Genomic DNA, 21,777 nt, shown 5'->3' on the forward strand with positions numbered 1-21,777 from the left:
CCCCCTAGCCATTCCGCGCTTGGATTTCCACGCCCGCTTCGCCAAAAGGGCCACGAATGCAGCTGTCCCGCTTTTCCCTGACCATCGGATTGGCCAGCGCGCTCGCGATTGCGAGTGCGGCCGGCGGCGTTTTTGCGCAGGGTGCGGGGCAGGGCGGCAGCGCCGTGCCGATCGACGGCTCGGGCAGCTTCGAGGTGTCGGGGGTCGATGTCGACATCAAAGCGACCACCGCCGACGCCGCGCGCCAGGGCGGCTGGCGGCTGGCGCAACGCAAGGGCTGGGAGATGCTGTCGCAGCGGCTCACTGGCAAGAAATCGACGCTGAGCGATTCGGCGCTCGATGCCATCGTCAACGGCATCGTCGTCGAGCGCGAGCAGATCGGCCCGTCGCGCTATATCGCTAAGCTCGGCGTGCTGTTCGATCGCGGCAAGGCCGGCGCGATCCTCGGCGTGTCGACCGCGGTGACGCGTTCGCCGCCGATGCTGATCGTCCCGCTCGAATATTCGGGCGGGGTGGGGCGCGTCTATGAGCGCGAGACTGCCTGGGCGCGCGCGTGGAACCGTTTCCGCAGCGGCGGCAGCACGATCGACTATGTCCGCCTTCAGGGCACCGGTCCCGATGCGCTGCTGGTCAATGCCGGCCAGACGCTGCGCCGCGGCCGCAATTGGTGGCGCACGATCCTCGATCAATATGGCGCGTCCGACGTGCTGATCGCCGAGGTCCAGATCCGTCGCGACTATCCCGGCGGCCCGGTCGTCGCAGTGTTCGCGGCGATGCACGGTCCCGATCGCCAGAAGATCACCAGCTTCGCGCTGCGCGTCGACAATGGCGATGCGCTCGACGGATTGCTCGACGCCGGCATCCAGCGGATCGACCAGGCCTATCAGCAGGCATTGGCCGGCGGGCTGCTCCATACCGATCGGCTGCTCGTCGCGCATCCGCCCGTGCCCAAGACCCCCGAGCAACTCGCGGCCGAGGCTGCCGCCGCTGCCGCCATCGCCAATGCGACGCCGATTCCCGAGGACTCGACCACCACCGCCACTGCGCCAACGCTTACCGTTCAGGTCGAGACCCCCAATGTCGGCGCGCTGACTGCGTCCGAATCGGCGATTCGCGGCGTGCCCGGCGTGCGCTCGGCGGTGACCACCAGCCTGGCGCTGGGCGGCATTTCGCTGACGCGCGTCGACTATGCCGGCGGCCAGGCCGCACTGCGCGCCGCGCTCGAAGCGCGCGGCTGGCAGGTCCAGGAAGGCGCCGGGGTGCTCCGCATCCGCCGCGGCACTGGCGGCGGCAGTGGCACGGCGCCGGCGCCCATACCCCAGCCGACGCCGCAAGGCGCGGGCGCCCCGACCGGTCAATGAGCCAGTTGCGCCTGCCGCTCGGACTTCCCGAGACGTGCGAGACGGAATTCCTGGTGGGCGAATCGAATGCGCGCGCCATCCACCAGCTCGAACATTGGGCGACCTGGCCGGTGATGGCGGCGCTGCTCGTCGGTCCGCGCAAGTCGGGCCGCAGCCTGCTAGCGCGCATCTTCGCCGCCAAGACCGGCGGGCGGATCTTCGACGACGCCGATCGCGCCAAGGAGACCGACGTCTTCCACGCCTGGAACCAGGCGCAGCAGGATCGCCGCCCGCTGCTGATCGTCGCCGAGGCCGCGCCGCCCGAATGGCAGGTCAAGCTGCCCGACCTGCGCTCGCGCCTCGCCGCCTCGCCGCTGCTCGAGATCGGCCCGCCAGACGATGCGCTGCTCCCACAACTCATCGAGCACGCCTTTGCGCGCCACTTGCTCCACACGCGTCCTGAAGTGATTGCGTGGATCGCCAGGCGGATCGAACGCAGCCATGTCGCGGTCCTGCGCGTTGCCGACGCACTGGAGACCGTTTCGGGGGAGCGCCTGTCGATCCCGATGGTCAAATCCTCTCTCGAGGCCACTGGTCTCTTAACCGAAACGAACGGCGGCTAACCGATGGCCAAGGCAGCGAAGATCCGCGCCCCGGAAGGAGTTTCGATGGCCGAGACTGTGGCCGATGCGTCCCAGCGTTATTTCAATCGTGAACTGTCGTGGCTGGCGTTCAATCGCCGCGTGATGGAGGAGGCGTGCAACCCGGCACACCCGCTGCTCGAGCGGCTGCGCTTCCTCTCGATTTCCGGATCGAATTTCGACGAATTCTTCATGGTCCGCGTCGCCGGGCTGATGGGGCAGCAGCTCCAGCGTATCGAGGCACGCTCGGCCGACGGCATGACGCCGGGTCAGCAGCTCGCGGCGATCTCCGCCGAGGCCGAAATCCTGGCGGACAGCCAGCAGAGCGTGTGGAACGACATCCGCGCCGAGCTCGACGAAACCGGCATTCACGTCCTCGAAGCCGATGCGATCGAAGGCGAAACGCATGACTGGCTGCAGGAACATTTCCGCGAGCAGATCTTCCCGATCCTGACGCCCCAGGCGCTCGATCCGGCGCATCCGTTCCCGTTCATCCCCAATCAGGGATCGAGCGTGATCTTCGATCTGGTCCGTCGGTCGGACCATGAGCCGATTCGCGAGCTGGTGCTGCTGCCGACGACGATGCCGCGCTTTGCCCGGCTTCCGGGTCTGCCGGCGCGCTATGTCGCGGTCGAGACGCTGCTCAAGCGCTTCTCGCACTTGCTGTTCCCCGGTTACGACGTTCGCGGATCGGCGGCGTTCCGCGTGCTGCGCGACAGCGATATCGAGATCGAGGAAGAGGCCGAGGATCTGGTCCTCACCTTCCGCTCGGCGATCAAGCGGCGGCGGCGGGGCAGGGTGATCCGTCTCGAGATGGAAGACGGCATCGCCCCCGAACTCGAGGCGGTGCTCAAGGAAGAGCTCGGCGGCAGCGAGGCATTGCTCACCGAAACCGGCGGCTTTCTCGGCGTCGGCGATCTCTCGATGCTTGTCGACGAGGATCGGCCCGAACTCAAATTCACCCCCTATTCGGCGCGTTTCCCGGAGCGGATTCGCGAATATGGCGGCGATTGCTTCGCGGCGATCAAGGCCAAGGACATCATTGTCCACCATCCCTATGAGAGCTTCGACGTCGTGCTCTCGTTCCTCGGCCAGGCTGCCGCCGATCCCGATGTCGTGGCGATCAAGCAGACGCTCTATCGCGCCGGCAAGCAGCCCGCGGTGATCAACGCACTGATCGCCGCGGCCGAGGCTGGCAAGTCGGTCACTGCGGTGGTCGAGCTTAAGGCGCGGTTCGACGAGGAGCAGAACCTTTATTGGGCGACCGCGCTGGAGCGCGCCGGCGTCCAGGTCGTCTATGGCTTCATCGACTGGAAGACCCATGCCAAGGTCTCGATGGTGGTGCGCCGCGAGGGCGGGCAGTTCCGCACCTACTGCCATTTCGGCACGGGCAATTACCACCCGGTCACGGCGCGTATCTACACCGATCTGAGCTTCTTCACTGCCGATCCGCGCATCGGCCGCGATGCCGCGCAGATCTTCAACTACGTCACCGGCTATGTCGAACCCGCCGGGCTCGAACTGCTGATGATCAGCCCGCGCGACTTGCGCGACCAGCTGATGGCGCTGATCGACGACGAGATCGCCCATGCTCGTGCCGGCCGGCCTGGCGCGGTCTGGGCCAAGATGAATTCGCTGGTCGATCCCGCAATCATCGAGAAGCTCTATGAGGCCAGCACCGCGGGCGTCGAAGTCGAGCTGATCATCCGCGGCATCTGCTGCTTGCGCCCCGGCGTTCCCGGGCTGTCCGACAAGATCCGAGTCAAATCGATCGTCGGGCGCTTCCTCGAACACAGCCGGATCTGGGCGTTCGGCAACGGCAAGGGACTGCCCGGCAGCGGCGCCAAGCTCTACATCTCCTCGGCGGACTGGATGTCGCGCAACTTCGATCGCCGAGTCGAATTCGCGCTGCCGATCCTCAACAATACCGTCCACGATCAGGTGCTCGATCAGGTCATGGTCGCCAATCTGCTCGACAACGAACAGAGCTGGCGGCTTCAGCCCGATGGCAAATATGCCCGCGTGCACCCGGAAGAAGGTGAGGGGCGCTTCAACCTCCATCGCTATTTCATGACCAACCCCTCGCTGTCGGGGCGCGGCGCCGCACTCGAATCGCGCAAGCCCGTGCCCAAGCTGTCGCTCAAGCGGCGGCGCAGCGCCAAGAAGACGGATTGATCCCATCGCACTTGCCCGAACACCCCGCCGCGCGGACCATGCCAATCCCGAGCCGCGCGTCGCCATCATCGATATCGGGTCCAATTCGGTGCGCCTGGTCGTCTATCAGGGGCCCGCGCGCCTCCCGGCGACGCTGTTCAACGAGAAGGTGATGGCCGGCCTAGGCAAGGGCCTTGCGCAGACCGGCGCGATCGAGCCGGCCAGCCTTGCGCTCGCCCAGGGCGCGCTGGCGCGGTTTGCCGCCCTGGCGCGCGAGATGCGCGTCGACGAGCTCCGCACGGTCGCTACCGCCGCGGTGCGCGATGCCTCGAACGGCGGCGCGCTGATGGCGGCAGCCAAGGCGATGGGGCTCGAAGTCGAGCTTCTGTCGGGCGAGGAAGAGGCGATGGCCTCGGGCATGGGGGTGCTATCTGGCATTCCCGATGCCGATGGCATTGTCGGCGATCTCGGCGGTGGCAGCCTGGAGTTGGTCCGCGTCGTCGCCGGCACGGTCACCGATCGCGTGTCCTTCCCGCTCGGCGTGCTGCGGCTCGGCGCGATCCGCGCCCAGGGAAAGGGCGTGCTCGATCGCCAGGTCGTCAAGCTGATCGACGATGCCGGCTGGAAGGGGCGCGGCAAGGGGCTGCCCTTTTATCTGGTCGGCGGATCGTGGCGCTCGCTTGCCAAGCTCGACATGCACATGTCGGGCTATCCGCTGCCGATCGTCCATCAATATCCGCTGCCGCTCGATCGGATCGGCGAGCTTCACCGCACGATCCCCGATATCTCCAAGTCCGAGCTCAAATCGGTGCCCGATCTGTCGAGCGCGCGCGTGCCGACGCTCGGCGACGCCACCGCCTTGCTGTCGAGCGTGCTCCGCCAGCTCGGCAGCAGCACTGCGATCGCGTCGGCCTATGGGCTGCGCGAGGGGCTGTTGTTCCAGCGGCTGACGGCGGCGCAGCGTCGCGAGGATCCGCTGATCGTCGCCGCGCATGACGAGGCGCGCCGCCATGGCCGTTTCCCCGAACATGGCGATCTGCTCGAAGCGTGGATCGCGCCGATCTTCGCGCGCGACGCGCCCGAGCTTGCGCGGCTGCGCCACGCCGCCTGCCTGCTCGCCGATGTCGGCTGGCGCGCGAACCCGGAATTCCGTGCCGAACGCGGCATGGAGATCGGGCTGCACGGCAATTGGGTAGGGGTCGATGCCGCGGGTCGCGCGCTGGTCGCGCAGGCGCTCTACACCTCGCTGGGCGGCGCGATGGACAGTCCCCACCCGCTCGGACGACTTGCCGGCCCCGAATTGCTCCACCGCGCCAAGCTGTGGGGCCTCGCGATGCGGCTCGGCCAGCGGCTGAGCGGCGGCGTTGCCGCCCCGCTCAAGCGCTCGCGCCTCGCGCTCGAAGACGGCGCGCTCGCGCTCCTCCTCGAACCCTCCGATGAGGCGCTCTACGGCGAGGCCGTCGAGAAGCGCCACAAGGCGCTGGCGGCGGCCTTCGGCAAGGTGCCGGTGCTCGAGGTCTGACGCTCGAAGTTCGACGCTGTCCTACAACGGCCCTTTCTGCCAGTCTCTCGCGGCTCTTTGAAACGGTAAGCCCGGATCGTTCGGCGTCTCCCGTCGCCAAAGCGGGGCGTTGCCGGCGCGCAGATTGCGCATCGCAGGTGCGCCACTGTCGCGTCGCCGTCGCCCCGCAGGCGCCCGATAGGCGCGTCGCAGGCGCTTCTGCGCAGCGTCGCCGGCGCCTCGCCCTCAAAAACCCTCGAATTGTGTCAAGTTTGTCAACCGAGCTGCCATTGCGCGCCCCGCAAGCGGGACCTTTGTGACCTTTCGCCGGGCTCTGCTGCGGCATCCCGGCATCACCGTTGCAAAATCGTACCGGTCTCGCTTGGCGATCCCGCTGCACCGCGATAGAAGCGCAGCATCTGCAACAAGTGTATTGCACAGCTAACACGGCTGTGCGACAAAGCCGGAGTGATGATGGCTCTTTCGGTCAATTCCGCGCCCGTCGAAGCGACCCGCTTCGAAGCGATGCGCCATGCGATGGTGGCTAGCCAGCTCAGGACCAACGCCGTCAACGACCCGCGCGTGGTCGAAGTGATGGCGCGGGTCCCGCGCGAAGCCTTTCTGCCGCCCGAACATCGTGCGATCGCCTATCGCGACACGCTGCTGCCGCTGATCGGCGGCCGCCAGCACAATTCGCCGCTCGCCACCGGGCGGCTGATCACCGAAGCGCAGCTCCGCGCCGAGGATCGCGTCCTGCTGGTCGGCGCGGCGGGCGGCTACACCGCGGCGGTGCTCGCGCCGCTTGTCCAGTCGGTGGTCGCGCTCGAGGAAGAGGAATCGCTGTTGGCGATCGCCCGTGGCGCGCTGGCCGGCGAGCCCAAGGTCGAACTCGTCCAGGGGCCGCTCGCGGCCGGGTGGGCGCAGGGTGGACCCTATGACCTGATCGTCGTCGATGGTGCTGCCGAGGAGCTGCCTGCCGCGCTCGTCGACCAGCTCCGTCCCGATGGTCGCATCGTTTCGGGGGTGTTCGATCGCGGGGTGACCCGCCTCGCTTCGGGCCGCCGCACCCAAGGGGGCTTTGGCCTCGTCGACTTCGCCGATATCGAATGTGCTGAACTGCCTGGTTTCCGACGCCTACGGACCTTCACTTTCTGACAAAAGAAGAGACTGGATGCGCTTCAATTCTGTGATCCTGGGCGTGAGCCTCACCGCGCTCGCCGTGCCTGCCGCTGCGCAGACCACGACAACTCGGCAAGGCACTTCGACACGCGTGGTCGTGCGGACCGCGACTCCGGCCCCGGTTGCGCAGGCGCCGCAGCCGACGACGACGCTGCGCGACGCGCTGGTTGAAGCGTATAACACCAACCCGGATCTGCAGGGCGAGCGCGCCAACCAGCGCGCCAATGACGAAAATGTGCCGATCGCGCGCTCGCAGGGCCTTCCCGGCGCCAACGGCACCGGCTCGATCAACCAGAGCCTCTACGATAGCGACGCCAACACGATCTCGCCGACCCGCCAGGGCCAGCTCGGCATCAATCTGTCGCAGCCGGTGTTCAGCGGCGGATCGGTGCGCAACTCGGTCAAGGCGGCCAAGACCCGCGTCGAGGCCGGCCAGGCGAACCTGCGGGGCACCGAATCGGACGTCTTCACCCAGGTGGTGACGGCCTATGTCGACGTGCTGCGCTTCGAGGCGGTGGTCCGGCTCAACCAGCAGAACGTCCACGTCCTCGACGTCAACCTCCAGGCGACGCGCGACCGGTTCGAAGTCGGCGATCTCACCCGCACCGACGTCGCTCAGTCCGAGGCACGCCTCGCCATCGCGCAAAGCCAGCTGCGCACCGCCGAGGCGCAGCTGATCGGGGCGCGCGAAACCTATATCCGCGTGATCGGTTCGCCCCCCGGCGTGCTCGCCCAGCCGCCGGCGTTGCCCAATCTGCCGACCGATCCTGAGACCGCCGAGCAGACCGCGCTCGCCAACAATCCCTTTCTCGAAGCGTCGCAGCTCGCCCGTGATGCCAGCCGTTACGACGTGAGCGTCGCACGCGCCGGCCGCCTGCCGACGGTCAGCGTCGGGGTAGGGGGCAGCTATTATAATTATCTCGGCTCGATCCCCGCTGCGGCAGCGGCGCAGGGGGCGAGCGGCAACGGCCTGTCGACCACGATCGGCGCCCAGCTCAGCGTGCCGCTGTTCCAGGGCGGCCGTCCCGCCGCGCAGGTCCGCCAGGCACAGGCGCGCCAGGCAGCGGCGATCGAGCAGGTCACGCTTACGGAGCGCGGCGTGATCGCCCAGGCCCGCTCAGCCTATGCCGGCTATCAGAGCTCGCTGCGCGTGATCGAATCGTCGCGCGTCGCGGTCGATGCCAACAAGCTCAGCCTCGAGGGCGTCCGCGCCGAGAACAGCGTCGGCACGCGCACCATCCTCGACATCCTCAACGCCGAACAGGAACTGCTCAATTCGCAGGTCCAATATGTCACGGCCGAGCGCGACGCCTATGTCGCGGGCTTTACTTTGCTTGCCGCGATGGGCCGCGCCGAGGCCAAGGATCTCGCGCTGGACGGTGGTCCGCTCTACGATCCGGAGGCCAATTACAAGCGCGTCCGCGGCCGCTGGGGCGATTGGAGCGACGATCCCGAGCCCAAGGCAGTCGGCACGCCGACTCGCGGCACGCCGGCCCAGGGCGCGGACGTCTCGGCAGGCTCGATGGACCCAATCCTGCAACGACCCGTTGACAGCACTAGGACAAATCCGTGATGAGCTGCCCTGGACAGCTCTAGGAGACGCGCTGGCTATGGGGGACATCAGTACCGAGCCTTCGATGGAGGAGATCCTATCCTCCATCAAGCGCATCATCGCCGAGGAAGGCGAGAGCGCGGTTGCGTCGCGCACCCGCCGCAGCCGTCCCGCCGCGCCGACGCCTGCCGAGCCCGAAGCCGAGCCTGAGGAAGTCCTCGAGCTGAGCGATCCCGTCGCCCGCGCCCCGGCAGCACCGCCGCGCGCGCCTGCGCCGGCTGTCGCCGCCGCGCCCGAGCCGATCCTGTCGGACCGTATCGCCGAAGCCACGCGCGGCCCGCTCGAGGCGCTGTCGCGCATGGTGGTCAAGCCCGAGGTCGCCGGATCGGACACGCTCGAAGGGCTGGTGCGCGAGCTGCTCAAGCCGATGCTGCGCGATTGGCTCGACGGCAATCTGCCGCAGATCGTCGAATCGATGGTCGCCCGCGAGATCGCCCGGATCACCCGCGGAAGCTGATCCGGACGGGCGATTGTATCGCTCGTCACCATCTGCTTATCTGGGCGCATGAAGCCTTTCCTGCTTGCGGGCGTTGCGCTCGCCTTCGCTGTGCCTGCTGCGGCACGAGACCTCACTATCCAGGACGTCGCCACGCTCTCGCGCGTTGGCGCCCCGGCCGTCTCGGCGGACGGCCACTGGCTCGTCTGGCAGCAGCGCGAGACCGATCTCGCCGCCAATAAAGGGCGGTACGACCTCTGGCGCCTCGATCTGACAGCGAAGGACGCCAAGCCCGAGAAGCTCGTCGCCGAGACCGACGTCAACGAAACCGCCCCGCAATTCTCCGCCGATGGAAAGACGGTCTGGTTCCAGTCGGACAAGGGCGGCGAGGATGCCGTATGGGGCGTCGCCGTCACCGGCGGCACACCGACCCAACTCAGCCACATCCCCGGCGGGTTCAGCGGCTTCAAGGTCTCACCCGACGGCACCAAGCTGCTCGTCTGGGCCGACCGCAAGCCCGGCGCGCCCAGCCTCGAACTGCCCCAGGTCAAGAAAGACCCCAACGCGGGCTCGGGCCGCACCTATGAGCAGCTCTTCGTGCGCCACTGGGATAGCTGGTCGAACGGGGAGCGCTCGCAGCTCTTCGTGCTGCCCTTCGGCCCCCAGGGCGCGACCGGCAGCGGCGTGGCGATCGAAGGCGGCCTGATCGGCGACAGCCCGTCCAAGCCGATGGGCGGCGGCGAGGAGCTTGCATGGTCAGCCGACAGCAAGACCGTCTATTTCGCGTTGCGCGAGGCCGGGCGGATCGAGTCCAAATCCACCAATCTCGACATTTTCGCCGCCCCGGCAGACGGTTCCTCGGCGCCGGTGAACCTCACCAAGGCCAATGAGGGGATGGACAATCTCCCCACCGTCTCGCCCGACGGCAAGTGGCTCGCCTGGTTCGCGATGGCGCGGCCGACCTATGAGGCCGACCGCCAGGTGCTCCAGCTGCGCAACCTCGCCACCGGCGAGACCAGGGCGGTGACCCAGGGCTGGGACCGTTCGGTCGCCTCGATCGCCTGGTCGCCGGATTCGAAAACGATCTACGTCACGGCCGAAGACACGCAGGAAAACCCGATCTGGTCGGTCGATCCCAAAACTGGCAAGGTCGCGCGGCTGACCCAGCTCGGCAATGTCAGCGCGGTGGTGCCGATCAAGGGCGGGCTGGTCTATGCGATGAACAGCCTCACCGCGCCGGATGACTTCTATCGGCTCAAGGGCAAGATCAGCACGCGGCTGACCTCGGTCAACGCCGAGAAGCTCGCCGGGATCGACCTTCCCAAGGTCGAGCGGTTCAGCTTCACCGGCGCCAACAACGACACCGTCTGGGGCTATTCGGTGCGCCCGGCCAGCCTGGCCGAGGCCAAGAAGGCCCCGATCGCCTTCATCGTGCATGGCGGCCCGCAGGGATCGAGCAACAACAGCTGGTCCTATCGCTGGAACCCGGCGGTGTTCGCCGGCGCCGGCTACGGCGTGGTCGCCGTCGATTTCCACGGCTCCACCGGCTATGGCCAGGCCTTCACCGACGCGATCCGCGGCAATTGGGGCGGCTGGCCGCTCGAGGATCTGCAAAAGGGTCTTGCCGCCGCGACCGCCAAATTCGGCTATCTCGACGCCAACAATGCCTGCGCGCTCGGCGCTTCCTATGGCGGCTATATGATGAACTGGATCGAGGGCCAGTGGCCCGACCGGTTCAAGTGCATCGTCCAGCATGACGGCGTGTTCGACGCCCGCGCCATGGCCTATGAGACCGAGGAGCTGTGGTTCGACGAGTGGGAACATGGCGGCAAGGCCTATTTCGAGGACCCTGCCGCCTTCGAGAAGTGGAACCCGGTCAACCATGTCGCCTCGTGGAAGACTCCGCAGCTGGTGATCACCTCGGAAAAGGATTTCCGCATCCCCTATACCCAGGGGATCGCTGCCTTCACGGCGCTCCAGCGCCGCGAGATCGAATCCAAACTGCTCGTCTTCCCCGACGAGAACCATTGGGTGCTCAAACCCAAGAACTCGCTGCAATGGTATGGCGAAGTGCTTGGCTGGCTGGGCAAATATACCGGCAAGGCGGACGCGGGATCCCCGGCGGCGAAATAACTCCCGTCAATCGTCGTCCCGGCTTCCGCCGGGATGACGATGGCTTGTGCGCGTTACGGACAACGCGCTAAGCGCGCGCCATGTCCGAACTTCCCAAGACCTTCGACCCCGCCGAAATCGAATCCCGCTGGTATGGCCATTGGGAAACGCAGGGCCTGTTCGCCCCGGAGCGGCCCGGCGCCGATCCCTGGACGTTGGTCAATCCGCCGCCCAACGTCACCGGCAGCCTGCATATCGGCCACGCGCTCGACAACACGCTGCAGGACATTCTGGTCCGCCATGCCCGGCTGAAGGGCAAGGATGCGCGCTGGGTGGTCGGCACCGATCACGCCGGCATCGCCACCCAGATGGTCGTCGAGCGCCAGCTCAACGCCCAGCAACAGAAGCGTACCGACTTTACGCGTGAGGAATTCGTCGCGAAGGTCTGGGAATGGAAGGAAGAGAGCGGGGGTGAGATCACCCAGCAGCTCCGCCGCCTCGGCTGCTCGATGGACTGGGCCAATGAGCGCTTCACCATGGACGAGGGCTTCTCGAAAGCCGTGCTCAAGGTGTTCGTCGAGCTCCACAAACAGGGTTTGCTCTATCGCGACAAGCGCCTGGTGAACTGGGATCCGGGCCTCGGCACGGCGATCAGCGACCTCGAAGTCGAGACCAAGGACGTCAAGGGCAGCTTCTGGCATCTGAAATACCCGCTCGCCGACGGCTCGGGCTTCATCGAGGTCGCAACCACGCGCCCCGAGACGATGCTCGCCGACATGGCCGTGGCGGTGAACGCCAGCGACGAGCGCTACACTGCGCTGGTCGGCAAGCAGGTCAGGCTGCCGATCACCGGGCGGCTGATCCCGATCGTCACCGACGATCATGCCGATCCCGAGCTTGGATCGGGCGCAGTCAAGATCACGCCAGGCCATGACTTCAACGATTTCGAGGTCGGCCGCCGCGCCGGGATCGAGGCGCGCGACATGCTCAACATGCTCGACGCCAAGGCCCGCATCACCCAGACCTCGGACGGACTGATTCCCGAAGCGTTGCTCGGCCTTGACCGCTTCGAGGCGCGCAAGCTGGTGGTGGCGCGACTGAAGGAAGAAGGCTTCCTGATCCCGCATGTCGACAAGGACGGCGAGGAGCATGACGCCGAGCCGCGGACGATCGCCACGCCGTTCGGCGATCGCTCGGGCGACGTGATCGAGCCCTGGCTGACCGATCAATGGTATGTCGACGCCGCGACGCTCGCCAAGCCGGCGATCGAGGCGGTCCGCTCGGGCGCAACCAAGATCGTGCCCAAGAGCTGGGAAAAGACCTATTTCGACTGGATGGAGAACATCCAGCCCTGGTGCGTCTCGCGTCAGCTCTGGTGGGGGCATCGCATCCCGGCCTGGTTTGCCGAGGATGGCAACATCTATGTCGCTGAGAGCGAGGCAGAGGCGCAGGCACAAGCCGGGGAGGGCGTTGCGCTCACCCAGGACAGCGACGTCCTCGACACCTGGTTCTCCTCGGCGCTCTGGCCGTTCGCGACGATGGGCTGGCCCGATGCCGATGTGAAGGCAGCGGGCCGCTATCCCAATGACGTGCTGATCTCGGGCTTCGACATCCTGTTCTTCTGGGATGCCCGCATGATGATGCAGGGCCTGCACTTCCTCAAGGAAGTGCCGTTCAAGACGCTGTACCTCCACGGCCTCGTCCGCGCGGCGGACGGGCAGAAAATGTCCAAGTCCAAGGGCAATGTCGTCAATCCGCTGGGGCTGATCGACAAATATGGCGCCGATGCGCTGCGCTTCTTCATGGCGGCGATGGAAAGCCAGGGCCGTGACATCAAGATGGATGAGCGCCGGATCGAGGGCTATCGCAACTTCGCGACCAAGCTGTGGAACGCCGCGCGCTTCTGCCAGTCGAATGGCATTGCCGCCTCGACCACGCTCGAGCCGCCCGCCGCCGAACTCGCGGTCAACCGCTGGATCATCGCCGAGACGGTCGCCACGGTGCAGGCGCTCGATCTCGCGCTCGCCGATCTGCGCTTCGACGAGGCGGCGAATACCATTTACCAGTTCACCTGGTCGCGTTTCTGCGACTGGTATCTCGAGCTGATCAAGCCGGTGATCCAGGCCGACGGCGCCCCCGCCACCGGCGCCGCAGCCGACGAGACCCGCGCGGTAGCGGGCTGGGTGCTCGATCAGATCCTCGTCCTGCTCCACCCGTTCATGCCGTTCATCACCGAGGAGCTGTGGTCGAAGCTCGGCGTGCGCGACCATGAGATCATCGTCGCGCACTGGCCGATGGCCGATGCCCGCTCGCTCGATCCGGCAGCGGCGCAGGAAGTCGATTGGCTGATCCGCTTGGTGAGCGAAATACGCGCCGCCCGCACCGAACTCAACGTGCCGCCGGGCGCGCGCCTGCCGATCTTCGTCCGCGACGCTTCCGGTGACACCGTCGGCCGCCTCAGTCGTCAGCAGGCGGCGCTTGCCCGGCTTGCGCGCGTCGATCAGGCAGCGGGCGAAGTCCCCGCAGGCGGTTCGCTTCAGATCGTCGTGGACGAGGCCACCTTCGTGGTCCCGCTGGGCGATGTGGTCGACATCGCAGCCGAGAAGGCGCGCCTCGCCAAGGCGATCGCCGCGGCGGAGAAGGAGCGCGACGGGCTCGCCGGTCGCTTGAACAATCCGAGCTTCGTCGAGCGCGCCAAGCCCGAAGCGGTCGAAAAGGCCCGCGCCGATCATGCGGAAAAGGCCGCCGAGGCCGAACGCCTCTCCGCGGCGCTGGCGCGGCTGGGGTGAACCTAACCGTCACCCCCGCGAAAGCGGGGGCTCATCTCCTGCGCGGGCCGAACCGTACTAGCGCTGTGGTACGCCTGGCTTCTCCCTGGGATGGGTCCCCGCTTTCGCGGGGATGACGTAATGTGAGGAACAAACCCGAAGGGGGAGGGGTCTAGATCGCCATGCCAGCACCGCGCCGCGACCTGACCCAGGGCCCCATCGGCCGCACGCTGATCCTGTTCGCCCTGCCGACGCTCGGTTCGAACATCCTCCAGTCCCTGAACGGCTCGATCAATTCGATCTGGGTCGGCCGCTTCCTCGGCGAGCAGGCGCTGGCGGCGACCAGCAACGCCAACATCATCATGTTCCTGATGTTCTCGTCGGTGTTCGGCTTCGGCATGGCGGCGACGATCCTTATCGGCCAGTCGATGGGGCGGAACGATGTAGAGGCGGCGCGGCGCGCCTTCGGGTCGGCGATCGGACTGGTGATGGGCGGCGCGGTGATCATCGCCATCCTGGGCTGGCTGTTCGCGCCGCAGATCCTCCGCCTGCTCGCCACGCCCGGCGAGGCGCAGGCGATGGCGCTCGCCTATCTTCGCGTGATCTTCCTCGGCTTGCCATTCAGCATGCTGGGCGTGCTCATCCAGATGAGTCTGCGCGGCACCGGCGATTCGATCACGCCGCTGTGGTTCATGGTATTGAGCGTCGCCATCGATTCGACCTTCAACCCGCTATTGATCGAGGGGATAGGGCCGTTCCCGCGCATGGGCATCGCCGGCTCGGCGACCGCCACGCTGCTCGCGGGAATCGTCTCCTCGCTCGGCCTGCTGATCTATGTCTATTGGCGCGACTTGCCGATCCGCCTGCGCGGGCCGGAACTGCGCTATCTCCTACCCGAGGCGGCGCTGGTCCGCACGATCGTGGCCAAGGGGCTGCCGATGGGTGCGCAGATGCTGGTAATGTCCACCGCCGGCCTCTCGATGGTCGGCCTCGTCAATCGGCTCGGGGTCGATACCGCCGCGGCCTATGCCGTCTCGCAGCAGCTGTGGACCTATATTCAGATGCCGGCGATGGCGATCGGCGTCGCCGTCTCCAGCATGGCCGCGCAAAATATCGGTGCTGGGCGCTGGGACCGGGTCGGCGCGATCACCCGTTCGGGGTTGATCTACAATACGGCGATCACGCTGGTCGTCATCGGGGCGATCATTCTGTTCGATCGCCCGGTGATGGCGCTGTTCGTCGGCGGCGACAGCCCCGCGATCCCGATCGCTCGGCATATCCAGTTGCTGGCAAGCTGGACCTTCGTGATGTTCGGCGCGACCATGGTGATGTTCTCCACTGTCCGCGCCAACGGTGCGACGATCGCGCCGCTGATCATCCTCGCGATTACGCTATTTCCGATCCGCTTCGGCTTCGCGGTGCTCGGGCAGACTTGGATCGGCCCTGATGCGCTCTGGCTCGCCTTTCCGCTCGGCTCGGCCTGCTCGCTCGGTCTCGCCGCGCTCTATTACCGCTTCGGCCGGTGGCGCGAGGGGGTGTTGGCGGTCCCGCCCCAGCCCGAGGATGCCGAGGAGCACGCGCATGCCACCGCCGAGCCGGCCGGCCGCCTTCAACCCACCGGCTGAGCCTGCGGCTTGCGTCGCGCCGGCGAGAGGCGCATCAGCGCGCGATGAGTCACTACCCCGCGCTTCGCCTCCGCCGCACGCGTGCTGCTGCCTGGAGCCGCCGGCTCCACGCCGAGACCGTCCTTACCCCCGCCGACTTGATCTGGCCGTTGTTCGTCACCGACGGCAGTGAGGAAGAGCCCATCGCCTCGCTCCCCGGCGTGTCGCGCTGGTCGGTAAAGGGGATTGCCGAGCGTGCCCGCGAGGCAGCGTCGCTGGGCATTCCCTGCGTCGCACTGTTCCCCAATACGCCGCCAGGCCTTCGCAGCGACGATGGCCGCGAGGCGCTCAATCCCGACAATCTGATGTGCCGCGCGATCCGCGCGATCAAGGATGCGGTCCCCGATCTCGGGGTGCTGACCGATGTCGCTCTCGATCCTTATACCAGTCACGGCCATGACGGGATCGTCGATGCCGGCGGCTATGTGCTCAACGATACGACTGCTGCGATACTCACCGATCAGGCGCTGATCCAGGCCGAAGCCGGTTCGGACATCGTCGCCCCGTCGGACATGATGGATGGGCGCGTCGGGCTGATCCGCTCGGCGCTCGAGGCCAATGGCCATGTCAACGTTCAGATCATGGCCTATGCCGCCAAATATGCTTCGGCCTTTTATGGCCCGTTCCGCGACGCGGTCGGCTCGCGCGGACTGCTAAAGGGCGACAAGAAGACCTATCAGATGGATCCGGCTAACGCCGAGGAGGCACTGCGCGAAGTCTCGCTCGATCTCGCCGAGGGCGCGGACAGCGTCATGGTCAAGCCGGGCTTGCCGTATCTCGACATCATCGTGCGGGTGAAGAGCGAGTTCCAGGTGCCGGTGTTCGCCTATCAGGTGTCGGGCGAATATGCGATGATCGAGGCGGCCGCGGCGGTCGGTGCGGGCGACCGCGAGGCGCTGGTGCTCGAGACGCTGATGGCGTTCAAGCGTGCCGGCACTTCAGGCGTGCTCACCTATCACGCACCGCTGGCGGCGCGGCTGCTCGGCGCATGATCGAGACCGCCCGGCTGCTCCTTCGTGCGCCGGAAGCGCGCGACCGGGACACGCTGGTGCGGATGTTTACGGATCGGGAGCTGATGGCGCAGCTGTTTCCCGGTTTGGATGCGGCAGCGGCCGACGCGGTGCTTGCCAAGCATGACCGACTGCGCAGCGAAGGCCTGGGCTTTCTCGCGGTCGAGCGGCGCGAGGACGGCGCGGTGGTCGGCTTTTGCGGACTAAAGCGGGGTGAGGCGCACGTGCCGATCCACGGCAAGATCGAAGCCGGGTGGATCGTCGACCTGCCGTGGTGGGGGCGCGGCTATGCGCGCGAGGCGATGGAAGCGGTGCTGGCCGATAGTTGGGCTCGGATCGCCGACGACCGGATCTATGCCATCACCTCTGCCGTCAACGTCAGGAGCCAGGGGCTGATGGCGCGGCTGGGCATGTATCGGCTGCCCGATGGCGACTATCTGAGCAAGACCTTCCCGGACGGGCACGTGCTGCAGCCGAGCGTGACCTTCGCGATCGACCGGCCGGCATGATCCGGGACTTAGCTAATGTTAATCGCGTGGAAACCAAAATGCCGCCATCGGGCGTCGGGGGAGATCGACGCATGAACGGCACGATGAACGCTACGGGCCGTGCCCGACACGGCCTCTTCGTCCTGGCGATCCTTGCCGGCTCTTTCCTGCTCTTCCTCGTCCAGCCGATGGTTGCGCGAATGGCGTTGCCGCGGCTCGGCGGCGCGCCCGCCGTCTGGAACTCGGCAATGCTAGTCTATCAGGCGTTGCTGCTGGGAGGCTATGCCTATGCCCATTGGCTGGGACGGCTTGGCGTGCGCGCGCAGGCAGCCGTCCATCTGTGCGTGCTGGCGCTGGCTTCGCTATGGTTGCCGATCGGGCTTATCGGCATCGAGCCGCCTGCGAATGGTGAACCGACCCTGTGGGTTCCCTGGCTGCTCTGCGCCTCGATCGGCCCGCTGTTCTTCGCGATCGCGGCGCAGGCACCGCTGCTCCAGCGTTGGTACAGCGTCGCGAGTGGCGGGCGCGATCCATACGCTCTTTACGCGGCATCCAACATCGGCAGCTTTGGCGGACTGATTGCCTATCCGCTGCTCGTCGAGCCGGAGATGGCGCTTAAGGCGCAGAGCTGGCTGTGGACCGCAGGATACGCATTGGTCTTCGTCCTCGTCGCCGCCTGCGCGACGCTGCTGCCGCGGACGCCGCTGCGCGCGCCTGCGGTCCGGCCGGCGTCGCCGGCGCCGACGCGCGGCCGGGTCGCACATTGGATTCTGCTCGCCCTGGTCCCTTCCGGACTAATGCTCGCGACGACCACGTTTCTCACCACCGATATCGTCGCAGTGCCGATGCTATGGGTGCTGCCGCTCGGCCTTTATCTCCTCAGCTTCTCGGTCGCCTTCCGCGAGAACGCTACGATGGCCGACCTGCTGGCGCGCTGCATCCCCGCGATGCTCCTTCTGTTCGGCGCAGCGATGATCTCGGGGCGGCACGAGTTCGCCTATCTAAACGCGGTGATAGGCCTCATCCTGTTGTTCGCGGTGTCGGTCGCGCTGCATTCTTGCATGTACGCGCTGCGCCCGGCGCCCGATCGCCTGACCGGCTTCTACCTCGCCATGGCGGTTGGTGGGGTAATTGGCGGTGCATTCTCTGCGCTGGTCGCGCCGATCCTCTTCGACTGGACGTATGAATACCCGCTGCTGATCCTGGCGGCGGGTGCGCTGGGTTCGCAGCGCTACTTGTTCCCCTTCGCGGCGCGTGTTTGGGAAGGGTCCCGGCGCCGATACGCCACGCGAGTGACGATCCTTGCGGCTCTGGTTGCGGGCGTAGCCTATCTGGGTATCGCCAATCCTGGTGGCATATTGGGCGAGATGCATGAGCAGATCGCGTTCGCGGCGGCAGCGGCGCTCGGATTGCTCGCAATTGGCGCACGAGCCGCCTTTCTGGTCTCGCTTGCCGGCGCTCTCTATATTTTCGGCGGCTACCGAGCGATCGAGACATCGTTTACCGGCGAACGGACGCGAAGCTATTTCGGCGTCTACACCGTTTCCGAAGACGCCAGTGAACACCGGCTTGCGCACGGCACGACGCTGCACGGCGTTCAACTTACCGGCGCTCGCTCCCGCATGCCGACAACCTATTATGTCCCAGGCTCCGGGATCGGTCAGGCAATGATGGCGCTATCGTCGCTATACGGCCCGCACGCCCGGGTTGGCGTAGTCGGTTTGGGGACCGGAACGCTTTCCTGCTATGCGCAGCCTGGCCAACACTGGCGGTTCTTCGAAATCGATCCGGCCGTAGTTGGCATCGCGCGCGATTCGGGCCGTTTCACCTTTCTGCGTCAGTGCTTGCCGTCACCGGAGATCGCGCTGGGCGACGCGCGCCTTCGCCTCGCCGAGTTGCAGCCGGCGAGCCTTGACCTTCTCGCACTGGACGCGTTTTCCTCGGATTCGGTACCGATGCACCTGATGACGCGCGAGGCCTTCCAGACCTATGCGCGCGCATTGACGCCCAAGGGGTTGTTGCTCGTCCATATCTCAAATCGCTTCCTAGCACTGGCGCCGGTCGTTGCGGCGGCAGCGGAGCAGGGCGGGTGGCATGCGGCGCGGTTGGTTTATTCTCCGACCGAGGCCGAGCGCGCCGATGAGGCCACGATCTCCGACTGGATTGCGCTGTCGCGTGACCCTGCCGTCCTGGCTCAGCTGACGGCGGGCAATACTGGCTGGACGCCGCTGATCGCCAAACCCGGCTTTCGTGGCTGGAGCGACGATTACGCGTCCGTCGTACCGGTGATACGGGCGTTCAACCCATCGCTAAAAGGCTACTGACCTCACTTGCCGCTCAGCGCAGCATCGAGCGCGTCGATGCGCCGGTCCTGTTCGGTCGCCAAAGTACGTGCGGATTGGACCGCGGCATCGAGGGCGGGATAGGGGACCAGGCCCTTCTCGCCGCGCTGGATCGCCATTTCCTCGAGTTCGGCGAGCGTGCTCAAGGTCGGAGCACGCAGCGAGGCGAGCCCGCTGAGCGCTGTCTGGGCATTGAGCCAGGCATCGGAGCCGATAGCGACACCGCGGGCGACCGCCACCTTTGCCTCGGTATCCTGGGCGGCGGCGGCGAAGCGCTGCCCGTTGCTGGTGAGTGCACCCGTCAGCGTGGCGAGTTGCGAATCGAGCACCGGGTCGGGCGTCGCCGTCGGCACCGTCCGCTCGGGCTCAGCGAGGTTGGGCGACTCGCCTGCGCGCGGCAACAGCGACGGATAGTGTCGAGTGGACTGGGCGCAGCCGGCCAGCACGAGCGCTACTAGGGCGGGAAGGGTAAGGCGTCGCATCGCTATCGCCTTATGCTGCGCGAAAAGCCTGCGCAACGGGGTTGCGTTCTTCTGGCACTGCTTCTATCAGCGCCGCTCCAATGCGCGCCCGTAGCTCAGCTGGATAGAGCATCAGACTACGAATTTGAGGGTCGGACGTTCGAATCGTTCCGGGCGCGCCACTTCCCCATCCTGGGATTCCCCGCGATGGGAAGGCCGATAAGGGCGAATCTCGGCATTGCCGCCTAGTCCACGCACGCTAGTCGAGCCGCGGATCGCAGATATGGCATGCACTCTCTGGTTCCGAAACGCCTATTTGCGAAACCCCGTCGATCGATCCAGGCGCGGCCCAAATTGTTCCCGGCTCCACGTATCGCCGGAGGGCCAAGACATGGCTGATCGACGCAACGCCCGTCCGAAAACCCTGCGAACGCCCTGGACTTTCGAACGGGTCTAGATGGTCGGTGGGTTCGCTGGCAGGATGATCGTCACGCGCAGCCCGCCAATCGGCGAGCGCGCAGCTTCGATGCGGCCATGATGCGCCTCGACGATCGCGCGCGCCGTCGCAAGGCCCAGCCCCGAGGCGGCCGCTTCGTCGCTGCGATCGGAACTGCGATAGAAGGGCTCGAACAGGCGCTGGGCGAGCATCACGTCGATTCCCGGGGCACTATCGTCGACAACAAGCCGCCAGGCCTCGCGTGAACGCTCCAGCCCGATCGCGATCTTGCCACCTTTGGGCGTGAACCGCAGCGAGTTGGCAATCAGCGCGTGGAAGGCCTGGGCAATCCGTTCGACATCCCATTTGACCGGCGCTGCCTCTACGGGAAACGCGCCGCGCTCGATCCTTACCCCTTGTGCCTCGACATCGTCGCGATGGGCGGCAATGGCGTGGTCGACCAGCCCGCGCGCATCAGCTTCCCCAAGACTGACCGGAAGCCGGCCGAGATCCGCGAGCGCAACCGCACTCAGATCCTCGGCCATATGAATCAACCGCTTGGTATCGTCCTCGATACCCGCGAGTAGGTCGGTCGGCAGCGGCGGTTCGAGCGCGCACAATGCGATGAAATGCTCGCCCATATTCTCAGCAGGGCGTTTCAGCTCGCTCGACACCGAGACGAGCCAGGTTCGTCTCGCCGCCTCGATCCTACTGAACTGACTGGCGATACGGCGCAGGTTCCGCATCGTACCCGCGATCTCCGGCGGCCCGCTGTCTTCGAACGACAGTTCGTGATCGCCATGCGCGATCTCGCGGCTGAGACGGTGCAATTCGATTTGCGGTCGGCTCCAGCGGCGCGCCAGCACCAGCGCCGACCCCAGCAGTGCGGCAAGCAAAAGAAGCAGGATCGCGCCAATGCCTAGATAGAGCAGCAAACCGGCATTGCGGTCGGCGCTGCCGAAGGGCGCGCTACGGACAATTTGCGCGCGCGCCAGCGTCTGTCCGTTGACGCGAACCGGCTGCTCGGCGCGGACCTTGCCCTCCGGCTGGGCGCCGGCGATCAGCGTACCACGGCCATCGACCAGTGCGACTCGGCCGGCGAGCGGTCCGCCCCGGGCATCGAGCTCGCGCACGGGCTGATCCACGGGTACGCCGGCGCGGACGGCTTGTGCAGTCAGCATCGTGAAATCGGTAAGCGCCGCCTCGTCGCGCGCGTTGACTTGGCTCGACACGGCTTGATAGGCGAGCATGAAAAGCAACGCGCCGACGACGGTCACGGCGAGTGCGGCCTGCACCGCCAAAGCTCTGAATATCTGCGAAAAGAGCGGCACGCTCGACTTAACCCCGCCCGAAACAATTAATCGGTCTGGGTTAGCGCTCTCGTCGGTCGCGTCAATCCGGAACGTCGAAGCTGTCGAGGATCTTGCCGCCTGCCATGAACACCGCGATCGGGCAAAGGAGGAACAGCAGCTTGCCGCCCCAGCCGGGATAGAGCTGGAGATAGTGGACGCCGCGCTCGACTGCGCCAGTGCCCAGACCATAGATGATCAGAAAGGCTTCGAACTTGTTCTTGATCTGGAAGAGGCGGCGGACTCTGGTGAACATGCGCGATCTTAAGCAAGGCGCGGGCCAA

At 66.5% G+C, this 21,777-nt stretch carries 16 protein-coding genes and 1 tRNA gene; 14 read left to right on the top strand and 3 right to left on the bottom strand.

Annotated features, from left to right (window positions below; all coding sequences use genetic code 11):
- Window positions 1–56: 56 nt before the first annotated feature.
- The 13 genes from AB2M62_RS07790 to AB2M62_RS07850 all read left to right on the top strand — a co-directional run bounded on the left by AB2M62_RS07790 (window position 57) and on the right by AB2M62_RS07850 (window position 19,229).
- Entirely contained in the window at window positions 57–1,361 is a 1,305-nt protein-coding gene (locus tag AB2M62_RS07790; RefSeq protein WP_404339115.1) for a heavy-metal-associated domain-containing protein, read from the top strand.
- The gene (locus tag AB2M62_RS07795; RefSeq protein WP_404339117.1) at window positions 1,358–1,963 is read left to right on the top strand and encodes a chromosomal replication initiator DnaA; all 606 of its coding nucleotides are present in this window, start codon (window positions 1,358–1,360) and stop codon (window positions 1,961–1,963) included. Before AB2M62_RS07790 ends, AB2M62_RS07795 begins: the two co-directional genes overlap by 4 nt.
- Before the next feature lie 45 nt (window positions 1,964–2,008).
- On the top strand, window positions 2,009–4,156 hold the full coding sequence (locus AB2M62_RS07800; protein WP_404339119.1) for an RNA degradosome polyphosphate kinase: 2,148 nt from the start codon (window positions 2,009–2,011) through the stop codon (window positions 4,154–4,156).
- 88 nt (window positions 4,157–4,244) lie between these two features.
- Window positions 4,245–5,657: a Ppx/GppA family phosphatase gene (locus tag AB2M62_RS07805; protein WP_404339121.1), complete on the top strand. Its 1,413-nt coding sequence runs from the start codon at window positions 4,245–4,247 to the stop codon at window positions 5,655–5,657.
- A gap of 450 nt (window positions 5,658–6,107) precedes the next feature.
- Entirely contained in the window at window positions 6,108–6,791 is a 684-nt protein-coding gene (locus tag AB2M62_RS07810) for a protein-L-isoaspartate O-methyltransferase (RefSeq protein WP_404339123.1), read from the top strand.
- Between the two features lie 16 nt (window positions 6,792–6,807).
- Window positions 6,808–8,388: a TolC family outer membrane protein gene (locus AB2M62_RS07815; protein ID WP_404339125.1), complete on the top strand. Its 1,581-nt coding sequence runs from the start codon at window positions 6,808–6,810 to the stop codon at window positions 8,386–8,388.
- A 37-nt stretch (window positions 8,389–8,425) separates the two neighbouring features.
- On the top strand, window positions 8,426–8,884 hold the full coding sequence (locus AB2M62_RS07820) for a DUF2497 domain-containing protein (RefSeq protein ID WP_404339127.1): 459 nt from the start codon (window positions 8,426–8,428) through the stop codon (window positions 8,882–8,884).
- Between the two features lie 48 nt (window positions 8,885–8,932).
- Entirely contained in the window at window positions 8,933–10,996 is a 2,064-nt protein-coding gene (locus tag AB2M62_RS07825; protein WP_404339129.1) for a prolyl oligopeptidase family serine peptidase, read from the top strand.
- Window positions 10,997–11,076: 80 nt separating this feature from the next.
- A complete protein-coding gene (locus AB2M62_RS07830) occupies window positions 11,077–13,764 on the top strand; it encodes a valine--tRNA ligase (protein ID WP_404339131.1) in 2,688 nt (895 codons plus the stop codon).
- A gap of 161 nt (window positions 13,765–13,925) precedes the next feature.
- Window positions 13,926–15,368 carry an MATE family efflux transporter gene (locus AB2M62_RS07835; RefSeq protein ID WP_404339133.1) on the top strand — a complete coding sequence of 481 codons (1,443 nt, stop codon included), beginning with the start codon at window positions 13,926–13,928 and terminating at the stop codon, window positions 15,366–15,368.
- Between the two features lie 44 nt (window positions 15,369–15,412).
- Window positions 15,413–16,399 carry a porphobilinogen synthase gene (gene hemB, locus AB2M62_RS07840; protein WP_404339135.1) on the top strand — a complete coding sequence of 329 codons (987 nt, stop codon included), beginning with the start codon at window positions 15,413–15,415 and terminating at the stop codon, window positions 16,397–16,399.
- Window positions 16,396–16,926: a GNAT family N-acetyltransferase gene (locus AB2M62_RS07845; RefSeq protein ID WP_404339137.1), complete on the top strand. Its 531-nt coding sequence runs from the start codon at window positions 16,396–16,398 to the stop codon at window positions 16,924–16,926. The genes hemB and AB2M62_RS07845 overlap by 4 nt, the downstream gene beginning before the upstream one ends.
- 83 nt (window positions 16,927–17,009) lie before the next feature.
- Complete coding sequence (locus AB2M62_RS07850) at window positions 17,010–19,229, top strand: spermidine synthase (protein WP_404339851.1); 2,220 nt, start codon at window positions 17,010–17,012, stop codon at window positions 19,227–19,229.
- Window positions 19,230–19,231: 2 nt separating this feature from the next.
- Here the strand turns inward: AB2M62_RS07850 and AB2M62_RS07855 are convergent, their stop codons facing one another.
- Window positions 19,232–19,729 (bottom strand): hypothetical protein, encoded by a 498-nt coding sequence (locus AB2M62_RS07855; protein WP_404339139.1) that lies wholly within the window; start codon window positions 19,727–19,729, stop codon window positions 19,232–19,234.
- 84 nt (window positions 19,730–19,813) lie between these two features.
- Here AB2M62_RS07855 and AB2M62_RS07860 point away from each other — a divergent pair.
- Window positions 19,814–19,890: transfer RNA gene (locus AB2M62_RS07860), tRNA-Arg, on the top strand.
- A 271-nt stretch (window positions 19,891–20,161) separates the two neighbouring features.
- On the opposite strand, the gene AB2M62_RS07865 is transcribed toward AB2M62_RS07860, so the two are convergent.
- Window positions 20,162–21,439: a sensor histidine kinase gene (locus AB2M62_RS07865; RefSeq protein ID WP_404339141.1), complete on the bottom strand. Its 1,278-nt coding sequence runs from the start codon at window positions 21,437–21,439 to the stop codon at window positions 20,162–20,164.
- A 97-nt stretch (window positions 21,440–21,536) separates the two neighbouring features.
- On the bottom strand, window positions 21,537–21,749 hold the full coding sequence (locus AB2M62_RS07870) for a hypothetical protein (RefSeq protein ID WP_404339143.1): 213 nt from the start codon (window positions 21,747–21,749) through the stop codon (window positions 21,537–21,539).
- Between the last annotated feature and the right edge of the window lie 28 nt (window positions 21,750–21,777).

It is taken from the genome of Sphingomonas sp. MMS12-HWE2-04 (assembly GCF_044881185.1).
GTDB lineage: Bacteria > Pseudomonadota > Alphaproteobacteria > Sphingomonadales > Sphingomonadaceae > Sphingomonas.

Coding starts and splice junctions, on each gene's coding strand:
- AB2M62_RS07790 (WP_404339115.1), top strand. CDS start 57: ATGCAGCTGTCCCGCTTTTCCCTGACCATCGGATTGGCCAGCGCGCTC.
- AB2M62_RS07795 (WP_404339117.1), top strand. CDS start 1,358: ATGAGCCAGTTGCGCCTGCCGCTCGGACTTCCCGAGACGTGCGAGACG.
- AB2M62_RS07800 (WP_404339119.1), top strand. CDS start 2,009: ATGGCCGAGACTGTGGCCGATGCGTCCCAGCGTTATTTCAATCGTGAA.
- AB2M62_RS07810 (WP_404339123.1), top strand. CDS start 6,108: ATGATGGCTCTTTCGGTCAATTCCGCGCCCGTCGAAGCGACCCGCTTC.
- AB2M62_RS07815 (WP_404339125.1), top strand. CDS start 6,808: ATGCGCTTCAATTCTGTGATCCTGGGCGTGAGCCTCACCGCGCTCGCC.
- AB2M62_RS07820 (WP_404339127.1), top strand. CDS start 8,426: ATGGGGGACATCAGTACCGAGCCTTCGATGGAGGAGATCCTATCCTCC.
- AB2M62_RS07825 (WP_404339129.1), top strand. CDS start 8,933: ATGAAGCCTTTCCTGCTTGCGGGCGTTGCGCTCGCCTTCGCTGTGCCT.
- AB2M62_RS07830 (WP_404339131.1), top strand. CDS start 11,077: ATGTCCGAACTTCCCAAGACCTTCGACCCCGCCGAAATCGAATCCCGC.
- AB2M62_RS07835 (WP_404339133.1), top strand. CDS start 13,926: ATGCCAGCACCGCGCCGCGACCTGACCCAGGGCCCCATCGGCCGCACG.
- hemB (WP_404339135.1), top strand. CDS start 15,413: ATGAGTCACTACCCCGCGCTTCGCCTCCGCCGCACGCGTGCTGCTGCC.
- AB2M62_RS07845 (WP_404339137.1), top strand. CDS start 16,396: ATGATCGAGACCGCCCGGCTGCTCCTTCGTGCGCCGGAAGCGCGCGAC.
- AB2M62_RS07850 (WP_404339851.1), top strand. CDS start 17,010: ATGAACGCTACGGGCCGTGCCCGACACGGCCTCTTCGTCCTGGCGATC.
- AB2M62_RS07855 (WP_404339139.1), bottom strand. CDS start 19,729: ATGCGACGCCTTACCCTTCCCGCCCTAGTAGCGCTCGTGCTGGCCGGC.
- AB2M62_RS07870 (WP_404339143.1), bottom strand. CDS start 21,749: ATGTTCACCAGAGTCCGCCGCCTCTTCCAGATCAAGAACAAGTTCGAA.